16 protein-coding genes are annotated in these 16,443 nt (G+C 32.8%); 3 read left to right on the top strand and 13 right to left on the bottom strand.

Annotated features, from left to right (window positions below; genetic code table 11):
- Window positions 1-325 precede the first annotated feature (325 nt).
- Window positions 326-676 carry a DUF4889 domain-containing protein gene (locus CM54_RS07405; protein WP_002432288.1) on the top strand — a complete coding sequence of 117 codons (351 nt, stop codon included), beginning with the start codon at window positions 326-328 and terminating at the stop codon, window positions 674-676.
- Window positions 677-846: 170 nt separating this feature from the next.
- Here CM54_RS07405 and CM54_RS07410 read toward each other — a convergent pair whose 3' ends face one another.
- The 3 genes from CM54_RS07410 to CM54_RS07420 all read right to left on the bottom strand — a co-directional run bounded on the left by CM54_RS07410 (window position 847) and on the right by CM54_RS07420 (window position 3,412).
- On the bottom strand, window positions 847-2,127 hold the full coding sequence (locus CM54_RS07410) for a cation:dicarboxylate symporter family transporter (protein ID WP_037550260.1): 1,281 nt from the start codon (window positions 2,125-2,127) through the stop codon (window positions 847-849).
- Window positions 2,128-2,307: 180 nt separating this feature from the next.
- Window positions 2,308-2,673, bottom strand: a complete 366-nt coding sequence (locus CM54_RS07415; protein WP_037550263.1) for a DUF3139 domain-containing protein — start codon at window positions 2,671-2,673, stop codon at window positions 2,308-2,310.
- 109 nt (window positions 2,674-2,782) lie between these two features.
- Window positions 2,783-3,412 (bottom strand): nitroreductase family protein, encoded by a 630-nt coding sequence (locus CM54_RS07420; protein ID WP_002453908.1) that lies wholly within the window; start codon window positions 3,410-3,412, stop codon window positions 2,783-2,785.
- Between the two features lie 165 nt (window positions 3,413-3,577).
- Here CM54_RS07420 and CM54_RS07425 point away from each other — a divergent pair, with 165 nt between their 5' ends.
- The gene (locus CM54_RS07425) at window positions 3,578-4,024 is read left to right on the top strand and encodes a MarR family winged helix-turn-helix transcriptional regulator (protein WP_002432941.1); all 447 of its coding nucleotides are present in this window, start codon (window positions 3,578-3,580) and stop codon (window positions 4,022-4,024) included.
- 290 nt (window positions 4,025-4,314) lie between these two features.
- Window positions 4,315-4,731, top strand: a complete 417-nt coding sequence (locus CM54_RS07430) for an Hsp20/alpha crystallin family protein (protein ID WP_037550266.1) — start codon at window positions 4,315-4,317, stop codon at window positions 4,729-4,731.
- A gap of 101 nt (window positions 4,732-4,832) precedes the next feature.
- Here the strand turns inward: CM54_RS07430 and CM54_RS07435 are convergent, their stop codons facing one another.
- From CM54_RS07435 to nirD, 10 genes are all read right to left on the bottom strand, one after another.
- Window positions 4,833-6,005, bottom strand: a complete 1,173-nt coding sequence (locus CM54_RS07435) for a nitrate/nitrite transporter (RefSeq protein WP_023351214.1) — start codon at window positions 6,003-6,005, stop codon at window positions 4,833-4,835.
- A gap of 320 nt (window positions 6,006-6,325) precedes the next feature.
- Window positions 6,326-6,982: a nitrate respiration regulation response regulator NreC gene (gene nreC, locus CM54_RS07440; RefSeq protein WP_002432902.1), complete on the bottom strand. Its 657-nt coding sequence runs from the start codon at window positions 6,980-6,982 to the stop codon at window positions 6,326-6,328.
- An 18-nt stretch (window positions 6,983-7,000) separates the two neighbouring features.
- Window positions 7,001-8,035, bottom strand: coding sequence for a sensor histidine kinase (locus CM54_RS07445; RefSeq protein WP_030062322.1), 1,035 nt, complete (start codon window positions 8,033-8,035; stop codon window positions 7,001-7,003).
- Window positions 8,036-8,044: 9 nt separating this feature from the next.
- Window positions 8,045-8,497: a nitrate respiration regulation accessory nitrate sensor NreA gene (nreA, locus tag CM54_RS07450; RefSeq protein ID WP_002432590.1), complete on the bottom strand. Its 453-nt coding sequence runs from the start codon at window positions 8,495-8,497 to the stop codon at window positions 8,045-8,047.
- Between the two features lie 19 nt (window positions 8,498-8,516).
- Window positions 8,517-9,194 (bottom strand): respiratory nitrate reductase subunit gamma, encoded by a 678-nt coding sequence (gene narI, locus CM54_RS07455; protein WP_037550271.1) that lies wholly within the window; start codon window positions 9,192-9,194, stop codon window positions 8,517-8,519.
- On the bottom strand, window positions 9,187-9,762 hold the full coding sequence (gene narJ / locus CM54_RS07460) for a nitrate reductase molybdenum cofactor assembly chaperone (protein WP_002453914.1): 576 nt from the start codon (window positions 9,760-9,762) through the stop codon (window positions 9,187-9,189). Before narJ ends, narI begins: the two co-directional genes overlap by 8 nt.
- Complete coding sequence (narH, locus tag CM54_RS07465; protein ID WP_002432673.1) at window positions 9,755-11,308, bottom strand: nitrate reductase subunit beta; 1,554 nt, start codon at window positions 11,306-11,308, stop codon at window positions 9,755-9,757. Before narH ends, narJ begins: the two co-directional genes overlap by 8 nt.
- The gene (locus CM54_RS07470; RefSeq protein WP_037550274.1) at window positions 11,298-14,981 is read right to left on the bottom strand and encodes a nitrate reductase subunit alpha; all 3,684 of its coding nucleotides are present in this window, start codon (window positions 14,979-14,981) and stop codon (window positions 11,298-11,300) included. The genes narH and CM54_RS07470 overlap by 11 nt, the downstream gene beginning before the upstream one ends.
- 216 nt (window positions 14,982-15,197) lie before the next feature.
- Complete coding sequence (gene cobA / locus CM54_RS07475) at window positions 15,198-16,136, bottom strand: uroporphyrinogen-III C-methyltransferase (RefSeq protein WP_037550277.1); 939 nt, start codon at window positions 16,134-16,136, stop codon at window positions 15,198-15,200.
- The gene (gene nirD, locus CM54_RS07480; RefSeq protein WP_023351207.1) at window positions 16,127-16,441 is read right to left on the bottom strand and encodes a nitrite reductase small subunit NirD; all 315 of its coding nucleotides are present in this window, start codon (window positions 16,439-16,441) and stop codon (window positions 16,127-16,129) included. Before nirD ends, cobA begins: the two co-directional genes overlap by 10 nt.
- Window positions 16,442-16,443 lie beyond the last annotated feature (2 nt).

The raw sequence follows: 16,443 nt of genomic DNA on the forward strand, positions 1-16,443 counted from the left end.
AGAGGACAATGACATTGATTTGTTCCTCTCCCTATTTGTTTTTAAAATTTCTTTTGTAAGAAACTCTGTATATTGGTGGCCTTACCAGTAAGGTTTAATATATTTGTAAGAAGAATAATAAAGACGTATTTTCAATTTAGTTATCTATTCCGAATGTTTTAAAATACTAAAATAGTTTATATATTAGCCAAGTTTTACGTTTTAAATATTATAATTTTATGAATTTTGAAAGTGTTTTATTTCGTGATTTTTGAAAATATGATTGCAATGTAATCTCAAGTTCTGTATAAATGAAGTAACAAAAATAAAGGAGTTTTATTCAACTATGAAAAATAAAAAAGCTTTAGGTTTTGGACTTATCGCAATTATGCTTGTGCTGTGTATCGTACTTGTCATTATGATGATGGTAGGTGGTAAAAAAGATACATACTACGGTATTATGAAAAATAGTACTACTATAGATAAAATGATTAGCGAAAAAGATGAAAAAATTGAAAAGAATGTTAAATTACCTTCGAACGCTAATGTTTCTGTAAAAAAAGAAGACTTTGTAATGATCTTTAAAGATGAAAAGTCAGGAAAAATCACAAAAGTTAAAAAAGTAAAACACGATGATGTACCTCATGGTTTAATGTCTAAAATTCATGATATGAAAGGCATGAACCACGGCATGTAAACGAATATTGAAAGAATTAAAAAGACCTTGAAGTGGAATAATGTTCCCCACCTCAAGGTCTTTTTAATTTATTTATGTATATTGTTTTCATTTGTCTTGCGACAAATGCATAAGCGAATCTAAAAACTTAAGTTTTAAGATTCGCTAAAAAAAATGTCAGATATAGATTTTTATAGTGAATTAAGATACTTTTGGCCTTTTTCTTTATCGTATACCTTCTCCCATTTCGCAACAACAATCGTTGATAAAGCGTTACCCATTACGTTAACGCATGTGCGAACCATGTCTAGTAATCGGTCAATTCCGATAATTAATGCAAGACCTTGTGCTGGCAAGTGCATAGAGCCTAATGTTGTTAATAAAACTACAATAGAAACACCTGGAACCCCAGCCATACCTTTAGAAGCAATCATTAACGTAGCCATTAACACTATTTGTTCTGTTAACGATAAATGTACATCATACATTTGAGCTACAAATAATGCTGCAATTGATTGATATAATGCGGATCCGTCTAAGTTGAATGAATAACCTATTGGAATAACGAATGACGTTACATCTTTTGGCGCACCAAAATTTTCCATTTTCTTCATAATAACTGGTAATACTGCTTCTGAACTTGAAGTTGAAAATGCTAGTAACAACTCGCTTTTTAAAATTTTCATGATTGAGAAGATACTAACTCCAACCATTCGAGCAACAATTCCTAATACAACTACAACAAAGAAAATCATTGCTCCAACTACTACTAATAGAAGTTTTAATAATGGAACTAAAGCTGATACTCCAAATGTCATAACAGTTGTACATATAAATGCAAATACTCCTATTGGAGCAAGTTTTAAGATTTTATTAATCATCCAAAACACTGCTTCTAATGTGCCACTTAGAAAACCTTTAACTGGTTCAGCTTTTTCTCCTATTGCTGCGAGACCTAAACCAAAAAATACTGCAAAGAATATAATTGGTAATAAATCACCTTTAGCTAATGATTCAAATAGATTGGTTGGCACAATATTTACAATAGTATCAATTAAATGATTACCGTATGTAGAAGCTTGTTCAGCTGAATGTGCAGAAGATTGATATTTAGAAATGTCACCTTTAGGTAGTTTATTATAATCTAATCCGGCACCTGGTTTGAACAGGTTACCAATTATAATACCTAACCCAATAGCAACTGTCGTTATAATTTCAAAGTAAAGGATTGCTTTCCATCCATAACTGCCTACCTTTTTCGAATCCCCTAAATTCGATATAGACAAAGCAAGTGCACAGAATACAATCGGAATAATGATCATTTTTATTAAATTTAAGAATATGTCACCAAAAGGCTTTATATAATTTGCTAAATTATCTTGTTCAAATAATAAAAGTCCTACGATGACACCTAGTACCAAAGCAATAATAACTTGCGTTGGTAAACTTATTTTTCTCTTGAATAGAGCCATAATGCAAACTCCCCTTCATCTGACATCACTTAATTATATCAGATAATATTAAAATAGCTACTTAAATTTTAAAGCTATTAATAAATAAAATATTTATGACTTGAAGTCAAATATGTTCTTAATAGTGAAAAAACACACGACTTCAAAGTGAATCATGAAGTCGTGTGTACTCTAAATTATTTATTTTGATGGTTTATAATTTTTATCAAAATCACTATGTTTCGCTTTCTTTATGCTTTTCTTCGTTTCACTATCAAAGCCTTCTACAAATATACCTTTATTCGTACTAATTGGTTGCATAACATAAGTGACATTAGATTCGCCTTTGAAAACGATTTCTTTGTAATACATCCCTTTTTTAGCACTATATAAGTTATCTTGCTTTTTAATTTGATCTTGTAAATGATGTTCTTTGATATAACTATCCATAAGTTCGATATTTTTATGACCTTGATAACTTTTTAGACCAAAGAAAAATACTATAGCTAAAATAAGTGAAATGATTAATATAATAATTATTCTTAAAATGACTTGTTTTCTACTCATGATAGAAACTCCTTTTATACTTATCTTATTAAGTATGAACTAAAAGTTGGTTATATAAAAGAGATTATTCAACATTGTAACAAAATGTTCTCATCTCATGAATATTACTTTATAAATATTCTCTCACTTCATGAACAGGTAATCTTACAGAACCATGAGCTTCTTGAGCTTTTTTACCAATAGCAATTGCTAATACTGGGACATATCTATCTGAATCATAACCAATAATCTTAGCGATATTTTCTTTATCAAAGCCACCAATAGGATTTGTGTCATATCCATAAGCTTTAGCAGTTAGCATAAATTGCATAGCCATTAAACTACTATCAATATTTACAATGTCCTTCATACCTTCTCTTGACAAACTTTTATAATAAGGAAGAATCCATTCTAACATTTGAGTTTTAATTTCCTCTGTCATATGGGCTTGGTCTACTGCATCATTATAAATTTGTTCAGCTTTTTCGTAATTTTGTAAATCTCCGAAAATAATCACCATAGCCGAAGAAGTAGTAAGTTGTCTTGAATTAAAACCAAAAGCTTCTTTGATTTTTTCTTTTCCTTCGTCACTCTCTACAACAGCAATTCTCCATGGTTGCATATTAACTGATGAAGGCGCCTTTGTAGCTTTAGTAATCATTTCATCCATTTCTTCATGAGGAATTTTATATTCACTATCGAATACCTTTACTGATTTTCTTCCGTTAAGTACTTCATTGAAATCATTTAATCTTGTCATGAGATAATACTCCTTTATTCTGTATTTATTTGAGTTTCAAAATCAAACAAAATATATTCAAATGTCGTCTAAATTTAATTTAAAACAATTTGATTATAGTGATGAAATCGGCACTTGACAAGTCATACACTTCATAATATTGTTACTTTAACAAGGAGTGATTAAATGTATGTAGAGAATAGTTATTTAAGTAAACAATTATGTTTTTTATTTTATGTTTCTTCAAAAGAAATCATAAAGAAGTACACAAATTACCTCAAAGAGTATGAATTAACATACACAGGGTATATTGTACTAATGGCGATCGAAAATGATGAGAAACTTAATATTAAAAAACTAGGTGAGCGAGTCTTTTTAGATTCAGGCACACTGACACCACTGCTCAAGAAATTAGAAAAGAAAGATTACGTTGTTCGAAGTCGTGAGGAGAAAGATGAACGAAATCTTCAAATTTCACTAACAGAACGAGGTAAAGAAATTAAAAAACCGTTATCTGAAATATCAATGAAAGTCTATAGTGAATTCGATATTAATCAAGATGAAGCTAAAGAATTAATTGAAAACTTGCAAAATTTTGTATCTAAAAATTTTGACAATAGTATAGAAAAGTGATACTTGTAGAGAAAAAGACAAAAGTAGACTTTTTGAAAATCTTAGGCAAATTCAACTTCAGCATTAACGACACAATTTAATAACATCAGTATGTATAGTAAGCTTTTGTCTTATTCTCTCGTACAATTTTTGACTTTTTTTATCCCCTAATTCCTACTAAACTTATAGAATACCTATTTTTTATTAAGTGTTATCACTTTACCTCTTTTCGCTCTCTTAATATAATGTAGTTGAAAAATTATTCTAATATATTCTAACTACTCATTTAACACTTTAAGGAGTGAATTCTAATGAATAATAATGATTTTTTCAATAATAATTTCTTCAAAAATGATCCTAGTGAATTATTTAAAGACTTAAGGAAACAAGTATACAATCAATTTTCATCAAGAGCATTTCCTACTAATATTTATGATAAAAATGACGCTTATGTATTAGAAGCTGAACTTCCTGGTTTAAGCAAAGAAGATATTTCACTTAAATTTGAACAACATATTTTAACTATTAAAGCATACAAAAAAATCAATAATGAAAATTATAAATCACAACTTAATGAACGTTCTAATGGTGAATTAGAAAGACGCTTTGAATTCGATGATATTGATAAAGAAGGTATAGTAGCTAATTACACTGATGGCGTATTATATGTCACATTACCTAAACAAATCAATGAAGATGACAAAGCTACTACAATTTCAATTCAATAATAATAAAAGAACCCTCAACTCTGAAAAAAAGTTGAGGGTTTTTACTGTATAATATGCATAAATATGTTAAATACAATTATTTATCTACATATTAACTAACATTAGTCACTATAGAGTGTTGTACCTATTTCAGTTTCTTTTTTATATAAATGAACCATTGTGATTAAAGCGATAAGTGCAAATAGTACTAATAAACCAAATGCAAGATGACTTGAACCTGTTAGTCCTGTGACAAATGTAATCACTAAAGGTGGGAAGAAACCACCCAAACCTCCCATCATAGAAACAATTCCATTTGCAGAGCCTGCTTCTTTCGAGAAATAAGAAGGTACTAACTTAAACACGAGGCCATTACCTATACCTGCACAAACGCTTATAGTTAAACAACCAATAGTAAAATAGATGATTCCATCGAATAAAGTTAAAATTAAACCTCCAATAATCATTATTACAAAATCTATAATGAGTACTTTCACAGCATTAAATTTATCCCCTAAAACGCCACCAAGTGGACGTAAAAATGTTGCAAGAGCTATAAAAATACCTGATCGAATCCCTGCATCTACCTTATCGATAGTAAAATGATGCACTAAATAATTTGGTAAGAATAATCCAAATGCCACAAACGCACCAAATGTTATGAAGTACCAAAAACTCAAATAGTATAATTTATAATTTTTAGCCAATACTTTGACTTGAGATATTAACGGTACTTTGACTTTAGGTTCTTTATTATCTCCCAATAAGAACATTAATACTGCAAACAAGCTGATAATGATTAAATAACTTCTTACGGTATTTTGCCACCCTATTAATCCTGCCAAAACAGGTGCACAAAAAGATGAAATTGCTGTTCCTATATTGCCCATTCCATAAATTCCGTTAGCTAATCCAACTTTATCTTTTGTAAAATATTTAGGTAGCGCAGTTACTCCTACTGAGAATATCGCCCCACCGACTCCTAGAAAGAAGCCACAAATTATAAGCATCGTCGTACTTTGGGCTTGTCCTAAGAAAAATATTGGGAATAGCAACACTATAAAACTACTAAAGAATACCCATTTGGCACCTATAATATTAGTAAGGTACCCAAAAGGAACTCTTAAAACTGATCCTAAAATAACAGGTATAGCTAAAATAATAGAAATTTGACTAGCAGAAATTTTAATATCTTGAGTGATAAATGGCATTAACGGAGATATAATACTCCACGCCATAAAACCTACTATCAAACTAAACGTTTGTAATGTAAGCTGGTAAACTCCTTTTTTCATTTCTTTTTCACCTTCATTAAGTTGATAGAATAATGATTAGTACCATGTCTATTTTTAAGAGAGGTCAAAATAATGAAATCTATAAATAATACATACGGGAATAGACATAGTACTAATTACAACTTTATTTTAGTTTTATTGTGAAAAAATGAACATAAGGATTTACCCTTAATATACTCAGCTTTTTCCCTATAAAAATAATTAAAAGTGTAACTCTAAAAATTAACATCGTATGATACCTGCTAATTTTAAAGCACAAAAAATCCTAAAAAATGATAAGCTTATCATCTTTTAGGACTTGATTAATCAACAGTATGTTTTTAAAACTCGAGTAATTTCTTTTTTAATGCATATTCTACAAGCTCAGGTTTGCTCTTAAGGTTGAGTTTATTCATGATGTGCGTTTTATGTGCTTCAACTGTTTTCACTGAAACAAATAACTTTTCAGCTATATCTTTATTACCATAACCTTTTGCAATAAGCGGTAGTATTTCTAGTTCTCTTTTTGATAATATCTTAAAGGGATCTGAAGAATAACTCACTTCTTCCTGATGAGATTGATTAATAAACTCATTTACTAAAGAAGTGGTCATCTTCATATCTACATATGTTTCTCCTTTATATACTGTTCTTACAGCTAAAATTAATTGCTCATCAGGTGCATTTTTTAAAATATATCCTTTCGCTCCACTTTTTAAAACGTGAAATAGGTATTCCTCATCATCATACATCGTTAAAATAAGAATCTTAGTTTCTGGAAAACTTTCTGAAATTTTACTTGTAGCGACTAACCCTGATTCACCAGGTGGCATGCTCAAATCTAAAATTAAAACATCTGGTTTATACTCTAAAACCTTTTGATATGCTTCAACACCATCAGCTGCTGTTGCGACAACCTCCATATCTTCTTGGTAGTTTAATATCATCGAAAATCCTGTTCTTACTACAGCGTGGTCATCTGCTATAACGATCTTCACATTCATTCCCCCACTATTTTAAATAGGTATGTCTAGTGTGACTATGGTTCCTTTATTGAGGTGTGATTCAATATTAATATTTCCATTTACTAATTCCGCACGTTCTCTCATACCGTAAAAGCCTAGTCCTGATCCTCTGGGCTTGTCATCCAAATTAAAACCTTTACCTCTATCTACTACTTCCGCTAACAAGCGATGTTCACTTTTACTAATATGAACCTCTATTTCATTTACTTCTGCGTACTTTAACGCATTTAGAACCGCTTCTTGAATCACACGATAGACAACAGTTTCAACTTCATTATCAAACCGTAATCCTTTAATATTGGAATGGTAATTAATTTGAATACCATAATTCTCTTCAAATTGCTTAAAGTAGGAATTAAAAGCGGCTTCTATGCCTAAATCATCTAATGACGAAGGACGTAGTTCCACTGAGAGATTACGAATGTCATCGATGAGTTGCGACACTAAACCTTCTATTTGTTGCGTACTTTCAACAACTGTTTCATCTTGAAACTTGTACTTTAATAGTCGTAGTTCAACATCAATATTTAACATTTCTTGTATCACGCTATCATGTAACTCACGAGAAATGCGCTTTCTTTCATTCTCTTGAGCTTGTATAGATTTGTGAAGCATTTTCTGTTGATACATTTTCTCCTGTCTTTCAATTTGTGGAGAAACATTTTGCAAAGTAAAAGCACTAATTCCTCTTTCATCATCAATAGTTTGATAAGTCGCTGTATAAGGTTCTATTTTATTGTCCTTTGTCTTCATAAATACTTGGAAGTTTGATTTCTGCAAATGATTCGCTTCTAAAAAGCATTCTTCACATGACTGTAAATCGTATTCATTGGAATATCCTTCACAGCGATTGCAAATGGCATGCGTCATTGCTTTATAATTATCTTCTTCAGATAATATATCTCTAGCAGCTCCGTTCATTGCAATAATTTTGCCAAGACGATCGACAAAGACAATCTTTTCAGTCGTAGTATCATAATATTTATGCAACAAGTCTTCTACATTTAATTCAAATTTATTTAGCATCCTATTCACCTAATTCGTTTCTGTAAAAAACCCTATTTGACTTTGAATATCAAGTTGTTCTAAAGACTGTGGCAGAGGATGATGATTTCTTTGACCTAACAATAATACTCCATACATTTGATGTTCAAGCCATAGTGGAACTGCTACAACAGCTGTTAACGATTCATTCAAAATAATTGGAAAGGCAATTTTCTCTGCTTGAGTTAGTGCTGTATCTACATCAGCAATTACCATGCGTTTTCCAGTTTTCATTACAGTCCCAGCTAAACCTCTTCCTTTTCTTAATATAATTAATTTATATCGTTCATTCGTATTACCTGAAACATATTTCCATTTTATTGGCGATGATCTAAGCGAACGTTCATACATCGCAATCCCCCCAAAATCATAACCACCATCTATTCTCAATCGGTCTAAATTATTCTGTAAACTTTGATTGTTTAATAAGGATTCTGGTCTCAATTTTCCCATCCTCTCGTCATCAAACTTTATTCTTGCGGTAAATAATATATCTTCTATTCATATATGAAATCGGTACACTCCATACGTGGACTAATCTTGTAAATGGCCAACAAGCAAATATTGTAAATCCTAGTAAAATGTGCAATTTAAAAGACCAAGGGACGTGAATCATAAAATCAGCATTAGGTGTAAACATAAACAGATGTCTAAACCATATCGCTATAGTTTGACGATAATCAAAATCAGGTTGAACCGCGTTGGTGAAAATTGTTGAATAACAACCCATAATTAAAATAATCACTAATAAAATATTAACGAAAATATCAGAAGTTGAACTAAGTTTCCTAACATTTTTAATAGTTAATCTTCTTGAAGTAAGAAGTATCATTCCTAACAATGTTATTATACCAAAAATACTACCAATATATACTGCTCCTATGTGATAGATGTGATCATTAACACCTATAGATTCAAGCCAATTTGCTGGAATCAACAAACCTACAACATGACCAAAGAATACTGGAATCACGCCAAGATGAAACATTAAACTTCCCCATTTTAACTGTTTCTTTTCAATTAATTCACTTGATTTAGCCGTCCAAGAAAATTGATCATATTTATAACGAGCAATATGTCCAATAACAAAAATACTTAAACATAAATAAGGATAAATGACCCATGTAAATTGATTAAGCATGATTCCCCACCTCTTTATTAGAAACAATACATGCTTTTAAAGTTTGTCTTAACGCTTTGATGACATACGCATAAGGGTTGTTATTTTTAGCAAGATGATTAGCCATCTCATAAGTTCCATCCTCAATAATCATGATGATTAATTTTAAATTGTCTTCTGCACGAACATCATTTTCCCAGCGAGCTACTTGCAAAAATTGAAGCATTAATGGTAAGTAATCCGATAATTCATTGTCTATCATTTTAAGACCAAACATTTCATATAACACTTTAAGTTTAGCTAACATTTGCCCACGTTCTTTTTGAGTATCAAATCGATTATATGTCATGTAAAGAGGATAGTTTTTACTGAAATCAAATGTGTCTGTATAAATTGCTTTAATTTCGGACAAAGAATAATTCATTATAATTTCTCTAAATGCACATAAATCTTCGTATGCTGGGTGAGATGCTTCAATTGTTTCTTGAAACACATTAGGGTGAAAGGTTAACTTTTCTGGAAAGTTAATTTGTTGGCCCAAGTAACCTAAACTTTCTTGATATTGAGCTAATTTCTGAAGATTAATCACGGAAAATCCCTCCATAGAAGTTATCATTGTATATCTCTTGTCCTGATTTACCTGAGCCAACTGCTACACCACAACCTTCACAATTTGCACCAAAGTATTCTCCACCATAACCTTGACTACCTTGTGCTCTATAGGTATCTAAATATGTTTCTTTGTGCGAAGTTGGAACAACAAAACGATCTTCATATTTGGCAATTCCTAATAAACGATACATGTCATTTAATTGACTTTCTGTTAAATTCAATCGTTCAAGCTTAGACACATCGAATGGTTGTTGAGTCACTTTCGCTCTCATATAGCTTCGCATCATCGCCATTTTTTGTAACCCTAATTTTATTGGTGCTACATCACCAGCAGTTAATAAATTAGCTAAATATTCAATAGGTAATCGCATCTCTTCTATTGCTGGGAATATCATATCTGAGTTATTTCCAGCATTTTGCCCTTCAAAATAGCTCATAATTGGACTTAACGGTGGACAGTACCATACCATCGGCATCGTTCTAAATTCTGGATGTAATGGAAAAGCCATCTTATATTCCACTGCTAATTTATACACTGGAGAATTTTGAGCTGCAGTAATCCATTCATGACTGATACCTTCTCTTTCGGCTTCGGCAATCACCTCTTCATCAAATGGGTCTAAAAATAAGTCTAGTTGTTTTTCATATAAATCCTCTTCATTAGTTGCAGAAGCCGCTTCTTGCACTCGATCTGCATCATATAACATCACACCTAGGTATCTCATTCTACCTGTACATGTTTCAGAACACACTGTTGGCATGCCCGCTTCGATTCTAGGAAAACAAAACGTACATTTTTCTGCTTTATTCGTTTTCCAATTAAAATATACTTTTTTATAAGGACATCCTGTCATACAATAACGCCAGCCTCGACAAGCGTCTTGGTCAACTAATACAATCCCATCTTCATCTCTTTTATACATTGCGCCTGAGGGACAAGAAGCAACACAACTTGGATTAAGACAATGTTCACACAAACGTGGTAAATACATCATAAATGTTTCATCAAATTGGAATTTGATATCTTCTTCAATTTGTTGAATGTTAGGGTCTTTAGGGCCTGTAACGTGTCCACCGGCTAAATCATCTTCCCAGTTAGGCCCCCACTCTAAGTCAAGCTTGTCACCTGAAATGAGAGAGTGTGCCTTAGCAACAGGAGAATGTTTCCCCTCCTTAGCAGTAGTTAAATGCTCGTAATTATATGTCCAAGGCTCATAATAATCTTTAATCAAAGGCATATCTGGATTGTAAAAGATTTTACCTAAAGCAATTTTTGACCATCTATTTCCAGATTTTAATTCAAGTTGACCTTTCTTATTTAACACCCAACCACCTTTATAATGGCTTTGATCCTCCCAACGTTTAGGATAGCCAACACCTGGCTTCGTTTCTACATTATTAAACCACATATATTCAGCACCAGGTCTGTTAGTCCAAGTGTTTTTGCATGTCACACTACATGTATGACAACCAATACATTTGTCTAAGTTCAGCACCATTGCTATCTGCGCTTTAATCTTCAAGCCAATTCACCTCTTTCATTTTTCTTACCGCAACATATACATCTCTTTGGTTTCCAATCGGACCATAATAATTAAAGTGATAACTAATTTGAGCGTAACCTCCAACTAATTGTGTAGGCTTTAGGTGAATTCTAGTAGGTGCATTATGAGAGCCTCCACGAGTATCTGTGATTTCTGAACCAGGTGTTTCAATATGTTTATCTTGTGCATGATACATAAACATTGTTCCTTTAGGCATACGATGTGATGTTACAGCTCTCGCGGTTACAACACCATTTCGGTTGTACACTTCTAACCAATCATTGTCTTTAATGTCATGTTCTTCTGCATCTTCGTTTGATAGCCATACTACAGGCCCACCTCTAAATAGCGTTAGCATACGTTCATTGTCCTGATAAGTTGAATGAATATTCCATTTACCATGTGGGGTTAAATATCTAAGTACTAAAGCATCTTGCCCACCTTTAACCTTCTTATCTCGTGTTCCAAATACCATTGGTGGTAATGTTGGTTTATAAACGGGTAAGCTTTCTCCAAACTGTTGAAATATTTCATGATCGATATAATAGCTTTGTCTACCTGTTAATGTTCTAAATGGTACGAGTCTCTCAATATTAGTTGTGAAAGGAGAGTATCTTCGACCATTTTTATTTGAACCTGGAAATACCGCCGTTGGAATTACTTCTCGTGGTTGTGATGTTATATTCAAAAATGAAATCTTCTCTGAAGCACGAGCTTGAGAGATATCCTTCAATGGCATTCCAGTTTGATGTTCTAAATCTTCATAAGATAGTTGTGATAATTTCCCATTAGTCGCAGAGGAAATATTTAATATTGCATCTGCGACTTTACGTGCAGTGTCAATTCGAGGTCGATGATTTCTTACCGAGTTTTTATCATTATCATTCCATGTACCGAGCATGCTTTTCAGTTCTTCATACTCATCTTTTACACTGAAACTTACTCCATGAGCACCTACTTTGGCTTTTTCAAGTAAAGGACCAAGCGTGACAAATTTATCGTAAATTTTAGTGTAATCACGTTCTACAATGGCAAAGTTGGGCATTGTTTTTCCTGGAATACCTTCAATTTCACCTTTCGACCAATCTTTAACAATTCCAAATTCAGAACCTAATTCTTGTTTAGAATCATGACCTAGAGGTGTTGTTACAACATCTTTGAATGTTCCTGGTAAATAAACCTTTGCCATTTCTGAAATTGCTTTACTTAAAGTTTTATAAATATCCCAATCTGAGCGTGATTCCCATAAAGGATCTATCGCAGGATTGAAAGGATGTATAAATGGATGCATATCTGTTGAAGATAAATCGTGTTTTTCATACCAAGTTGCAGCTGGTAGAACGATATCGGAATATAAAGGCGTCGCAGTCATTCTAAAATCTAATGACACTAATAAGTCTAATTTACCAACAGTATCTTCTCTCCATTTAATTTCTGAAGGTTTATCATCTTCATTAGGTTCAGCCATTAAACCTGACCGTGTGCCTAATAAATGTTTCATGAAATATTCTTGTCCTTTAGCGGAACTGGATATTAAGTTTGATCTCCAAACAAATAGTGTTTTAGGATGGTTCTTTCTTAAATCTGGATCTTCAATTGCAAATTGAGTCTCTTTATTTTTTATTGAGTCAATTGCTTTTTTAAGAATAGCCTCATTAGAGTCGTTCCCTTCCTCTTTGGCTTCTTCTCCGAACAACAGACTATTTTTATTAAATTGAGGATATGAAGGTAGCCAACCTAATCGGGCAGCTGTCACATTGTAATCTGCTGGATGTTGATGTTTAATATTCTCAGCTAATGGTGATTTAAATTGATCAACATTTGATTCCTCATATTTCCATTGATCTGTTGCAAAATAGAACCAACTTGTACCATTTTGTAAACGTGGCGGTCCTTGCCAATCCTTAGCAAAGGCAACAGTATTCCATCCTTCAATAGGTCGACACTTTTCTTGACCTACATAATGTGCCCAACCGCCTCCATTGACTCCTTGACATCCACAAAGCATTACTAAATTTAAAATCGAACGGTAAATCGTATCTGAATTAAACCAGTGATTAATGCCTGCGCCCATAATAATCATAGACCGTCCATCTGTATCAATTGCATTTTGAGCGAATTCTTTAGCAACTTGAATGACTAATCCTCTATTGATACCAGTAATAGATTCTTGCCATGCTGGTGTATATTTGGATTTAACGTCATCATAGGATTGAGCTTCAAGTCCATGGTTAAAACGTTGAATACCATATTGACTCGCCATAAGGTCATAAACAGTAGATATATATACTTCTTGATCATTAGACAATCTAATCTTGCGAGATGGAATAGGTCTCTTAAACACGCCGTCACCCTTACTATCAAAGTATGGGAACTGGATAGTTTGTAATTCATAATCTTCTTCAACCATAGATAAAGCCGGATTAATTTTTGTTCCATCTTCATTCTCTAATTTTAAATTCCATTTCTTACCTTCTTCCCAACGCTGGCCCATCGTTCCATTTGGTACTACTAATTGTTGACTTTCACAATCAAAAATAACTGGCTTCCATTCACTATTCTCACTATCAATACCTAAATCACTTGCTCGTAAAAATCGACCTGCTTTATAACCATTTTCATCTTGATCTAACATAATAACGAACGGCATATCAGTATATTGCTTCGCATAATTGATAAACATATCGTTAGGTTCATTTTCATAAAATTCCTGTAAAATAACGTGCGTCATAGCTTGCGCTACTGCAGCATCTGTACCTGGATGAGGCGCTAACCAATTGTCAGCAAATTTCACGTTTTCTGCATAATCTGGTGCAACTGAAATGACTTTAGTCCCTTTATATCTTACTTCAGTCATAAAATGTGCGTCTGGTGTTCGTGTTAATGGTACATTGGATCCCCACATGATAATGTAAGCAGCGTTATACCAATCACTCGATTCAGGTACGTCTGTTTGTTCTCCCCATATTTGAGGTGAAGCAGGAGGTAAGTCAGCGTACCAGTCATAGAAGCTAAGCATTTCTCCGCCCAATAGATTAATAAATCTTGCTCCTGAGGCATAACTAATCATAGACATTGCAGGTATAGGAGTGAATCCTGCAATTCGGTCAGGACCATCTTTTTTAATCGTATATAAAATTTGTGCTGCAATAATATCTGTTACGTCTCTCCAGTTTGCTCTAACATGACCACCTTTTCCTCGAGATTCTTTATATGCTTTAGCTTTATTTTCATCTTCTACTATAGAGGCCCATGCTGCGATTCGATTGCCGTTATTTTCCTCTAATGCTTGAGTCCATAAATCTAATAATTTCCCTCTAATGTATGGATATTTTACTCTTAGAGGACTGTACTCATACCATGAAAATGAAGCGCCCCTTGGACATCCACGAGGTTCAAATTCCGGCATATCAGGTCCGCAACTTGGGTAGTCAGTTTGTTGATTTTCCCAAGTAATCACTCCGTTTTTAACAAATACTTTCCACGAGCATGAACCAGTACAATTGACGCCGTGAGTCGTTCTAACTACCTTATCATGGCTCCATCTTTCACGATACATTTTCTCCCATTCTCTACTCTTTTGCTCTAATACTGACCAATTTCCATTAAACTTTTCAGTAGGCTTAAAGAAATTTAATCCAAATTTTCCCATTAATGACATCCTTCCACTTTGAATGCTTTTATCATTTCGCATTTATATCGTAGTATTCGTGTTCACAATGATTGTACATTTTTTCACAAAGTTTTAATATTAGGGAAATACCTAATTGAATAGTTTTAATCCCTAAAAAAAGGGACGACAATATTGAATTCGAGTGAATCCAATTTGTCGCCCCACGCTTCCGAGGAGTATCAAAATTAATTCTATTTATGCTTGAATATAACTAATATCATGTTGGTCCATTATATTTTTGTATAATACTTGTTGAGTATGGTGGTAACTGTTATCAAAATTGAGTAAACAATTCTTCCCTTCTTCATACAATGCTTCAGCTTTTAACATAGCGTTCTCTTTATCTCCATTAACCACGTACAAAATATGATTGACATCTTCCATGGTGCTATCCAGTACCATTTTATCTATTTCATTCACTAATGGACCTAATATACAAATTCCCGGTTGTCCCTCTGAATTATCTTCATTTAATAGTTGTTCAATCGTACTTAGATTCCCGGTAATCACTTTTTGATTATAGCAAGTAGCATTAAAAACGACAGCTATTGGATAATCTTCACTAGTATAATTTTTAATTTGTTCGATGATTGCACCTAGTCGTTTAATTCCCATGTAAATGGCCAAAGTTCCACCATTCATTAAATTTCTTATATCAATATCTTTATTAGTAGACTCTTTAAAATGTCCAGTTGAAAAAGTTACACTCGGCGCTATTCCTCTCATAGTTAATCCTATATTGAGAGAAGCCACTGCAGCACTTGCTGATGTCACGCCTGGTATAATTTCATGTTCAATGCCATATGATTTTAAAGTATTAATTTCTTCAGTAACCCTGCCAAATATAGCAGGATCTCCACCTTTTAAGCGTACAACACATTGGTATTTTTCAGCCATTTGAACTATTTTTTGATTAATATCCTCTTGTTGAATGTGTTTGCAGTAAGGTTTTTTCCCTACATCAATCAGTTCAGTTTGAAAACTTGAATACTGTAGAATAAGAGGATTGACTAAACGATCATAGAGAATGACATCTGCATTTCTAATGATACGTTCTGCTTTTTTAGTTAATAAATTAGGGTTACCAGGTCCTGCCCCAATTAAATATACCTTTCCCATTGATTTTAAAGACATATATAAACCCCATTATCGATAACCTCAACAGTATAGGTTTGGACACAACCTGAATCTGGCTCTTGTACTTTTCCAGATAACAAATCTATTTTTTGGTCATGTAAAGGACAGTAAACATAATTTCCACTTACAGTCCCTTCAGACAATGGACCTTTTTTATGCGGACAGATATTACTTACAGCGTAAACATCTCCCTTTTCAGTAAGAAATATTCCAATTTCTTTATTATCTACAATGACTTTTTTACCTATAAGTGGTGTTAACGCATCTAATGTTGTAACTTTCACCTTTTCCATTGCTTTCATCT

The organism is Staphylococcus sp. TE8 (assembly GCF_000692055.1).
Lineage (GTDB): Bacteria > Bacillota > Bacilli > Staphylococcales > Staphylococcaceae > Staphylococcus > Staphylococcus capitis.

Coding starts and splice junctions, on each gene's coding strand:
- CM54_RS07405 (WP_002432288.1), top strand. CDS start 326: ATGAAAAATAAAAAAGCTTTAGGTTTTGGACTTATCGCAATTATGCTT.
- CM54_RS07410 (WP_037550260.1), bottom strand. CDS start 2,127: ATGGCTCTATTCAAGAGAAAAATAAGTTTACCAACGCAAGTTATTATT.
- CM54_RS07415 (WP_037550263.1), bottom strand. CDS start 2,673: ATGAGTAGAAAACAAGTCATTTTAAGAATAATTATTATATTAATCATT.
- CM54_RS07420 (WP_002453908.1), bottom strand. CDS start 3,412: ATGACAAGATTAAATGATTTCAATGAAGTACTTAACGGAAGAAAATCA.
- CM54_RS07425 (WP_002432941.1), top strand. CDS start 3,578: ATGTATGTAGAGAATAGTTATTTAAGTAAACAATTATGTTTTTTATTT.
- CM54_RS07430 (WP_037550266.1), top strand. CDS start 4,315: ATGAATAATAATGATTTTTTCAATAATAATTTCTTCAAAAATGATCCT.
- CM54_RS07435 (WP_023351214.1), bottom strand. CDS start 6,005: ATGAAAAAAGGAGTTTACCAGCTTACATTACAAACGTTTAGTTTGATA.
- CM54_RS07445 (WP_030062322.1), bottom strand. CDS start 8,035: ATGCTAAATAAATTTGAATTAAATGTAGAAGACTTGTTGCATAAATAT.
- narI (WP_037550271.1), bottom strand. CDS start 9,194: ATGCTTAATCAATTTACATGGGTCATTTATCCTTATTTATGTTTAAGT.
- CM54_RS07470 (WP_037550274.1), bottom strand. CDS start 14,981: ATGGGAAAATTTGGATTAAATTTCTTTAAGCCTACTGAAAAGTTTAAT.
- cobA (WP_037550277.1), bottom strand. CDS start 16,136: ATGTCTTTAAAATCAATGGGAAAGGTATATTTAATTGGGGCAGGACCT.
- nirD (WP_023351207.1), bottom strand. CDS start 16,441: ATGAAAGCAATGGAAAAGGTGAAAGTTACAACATTAGATGCGTTAACA.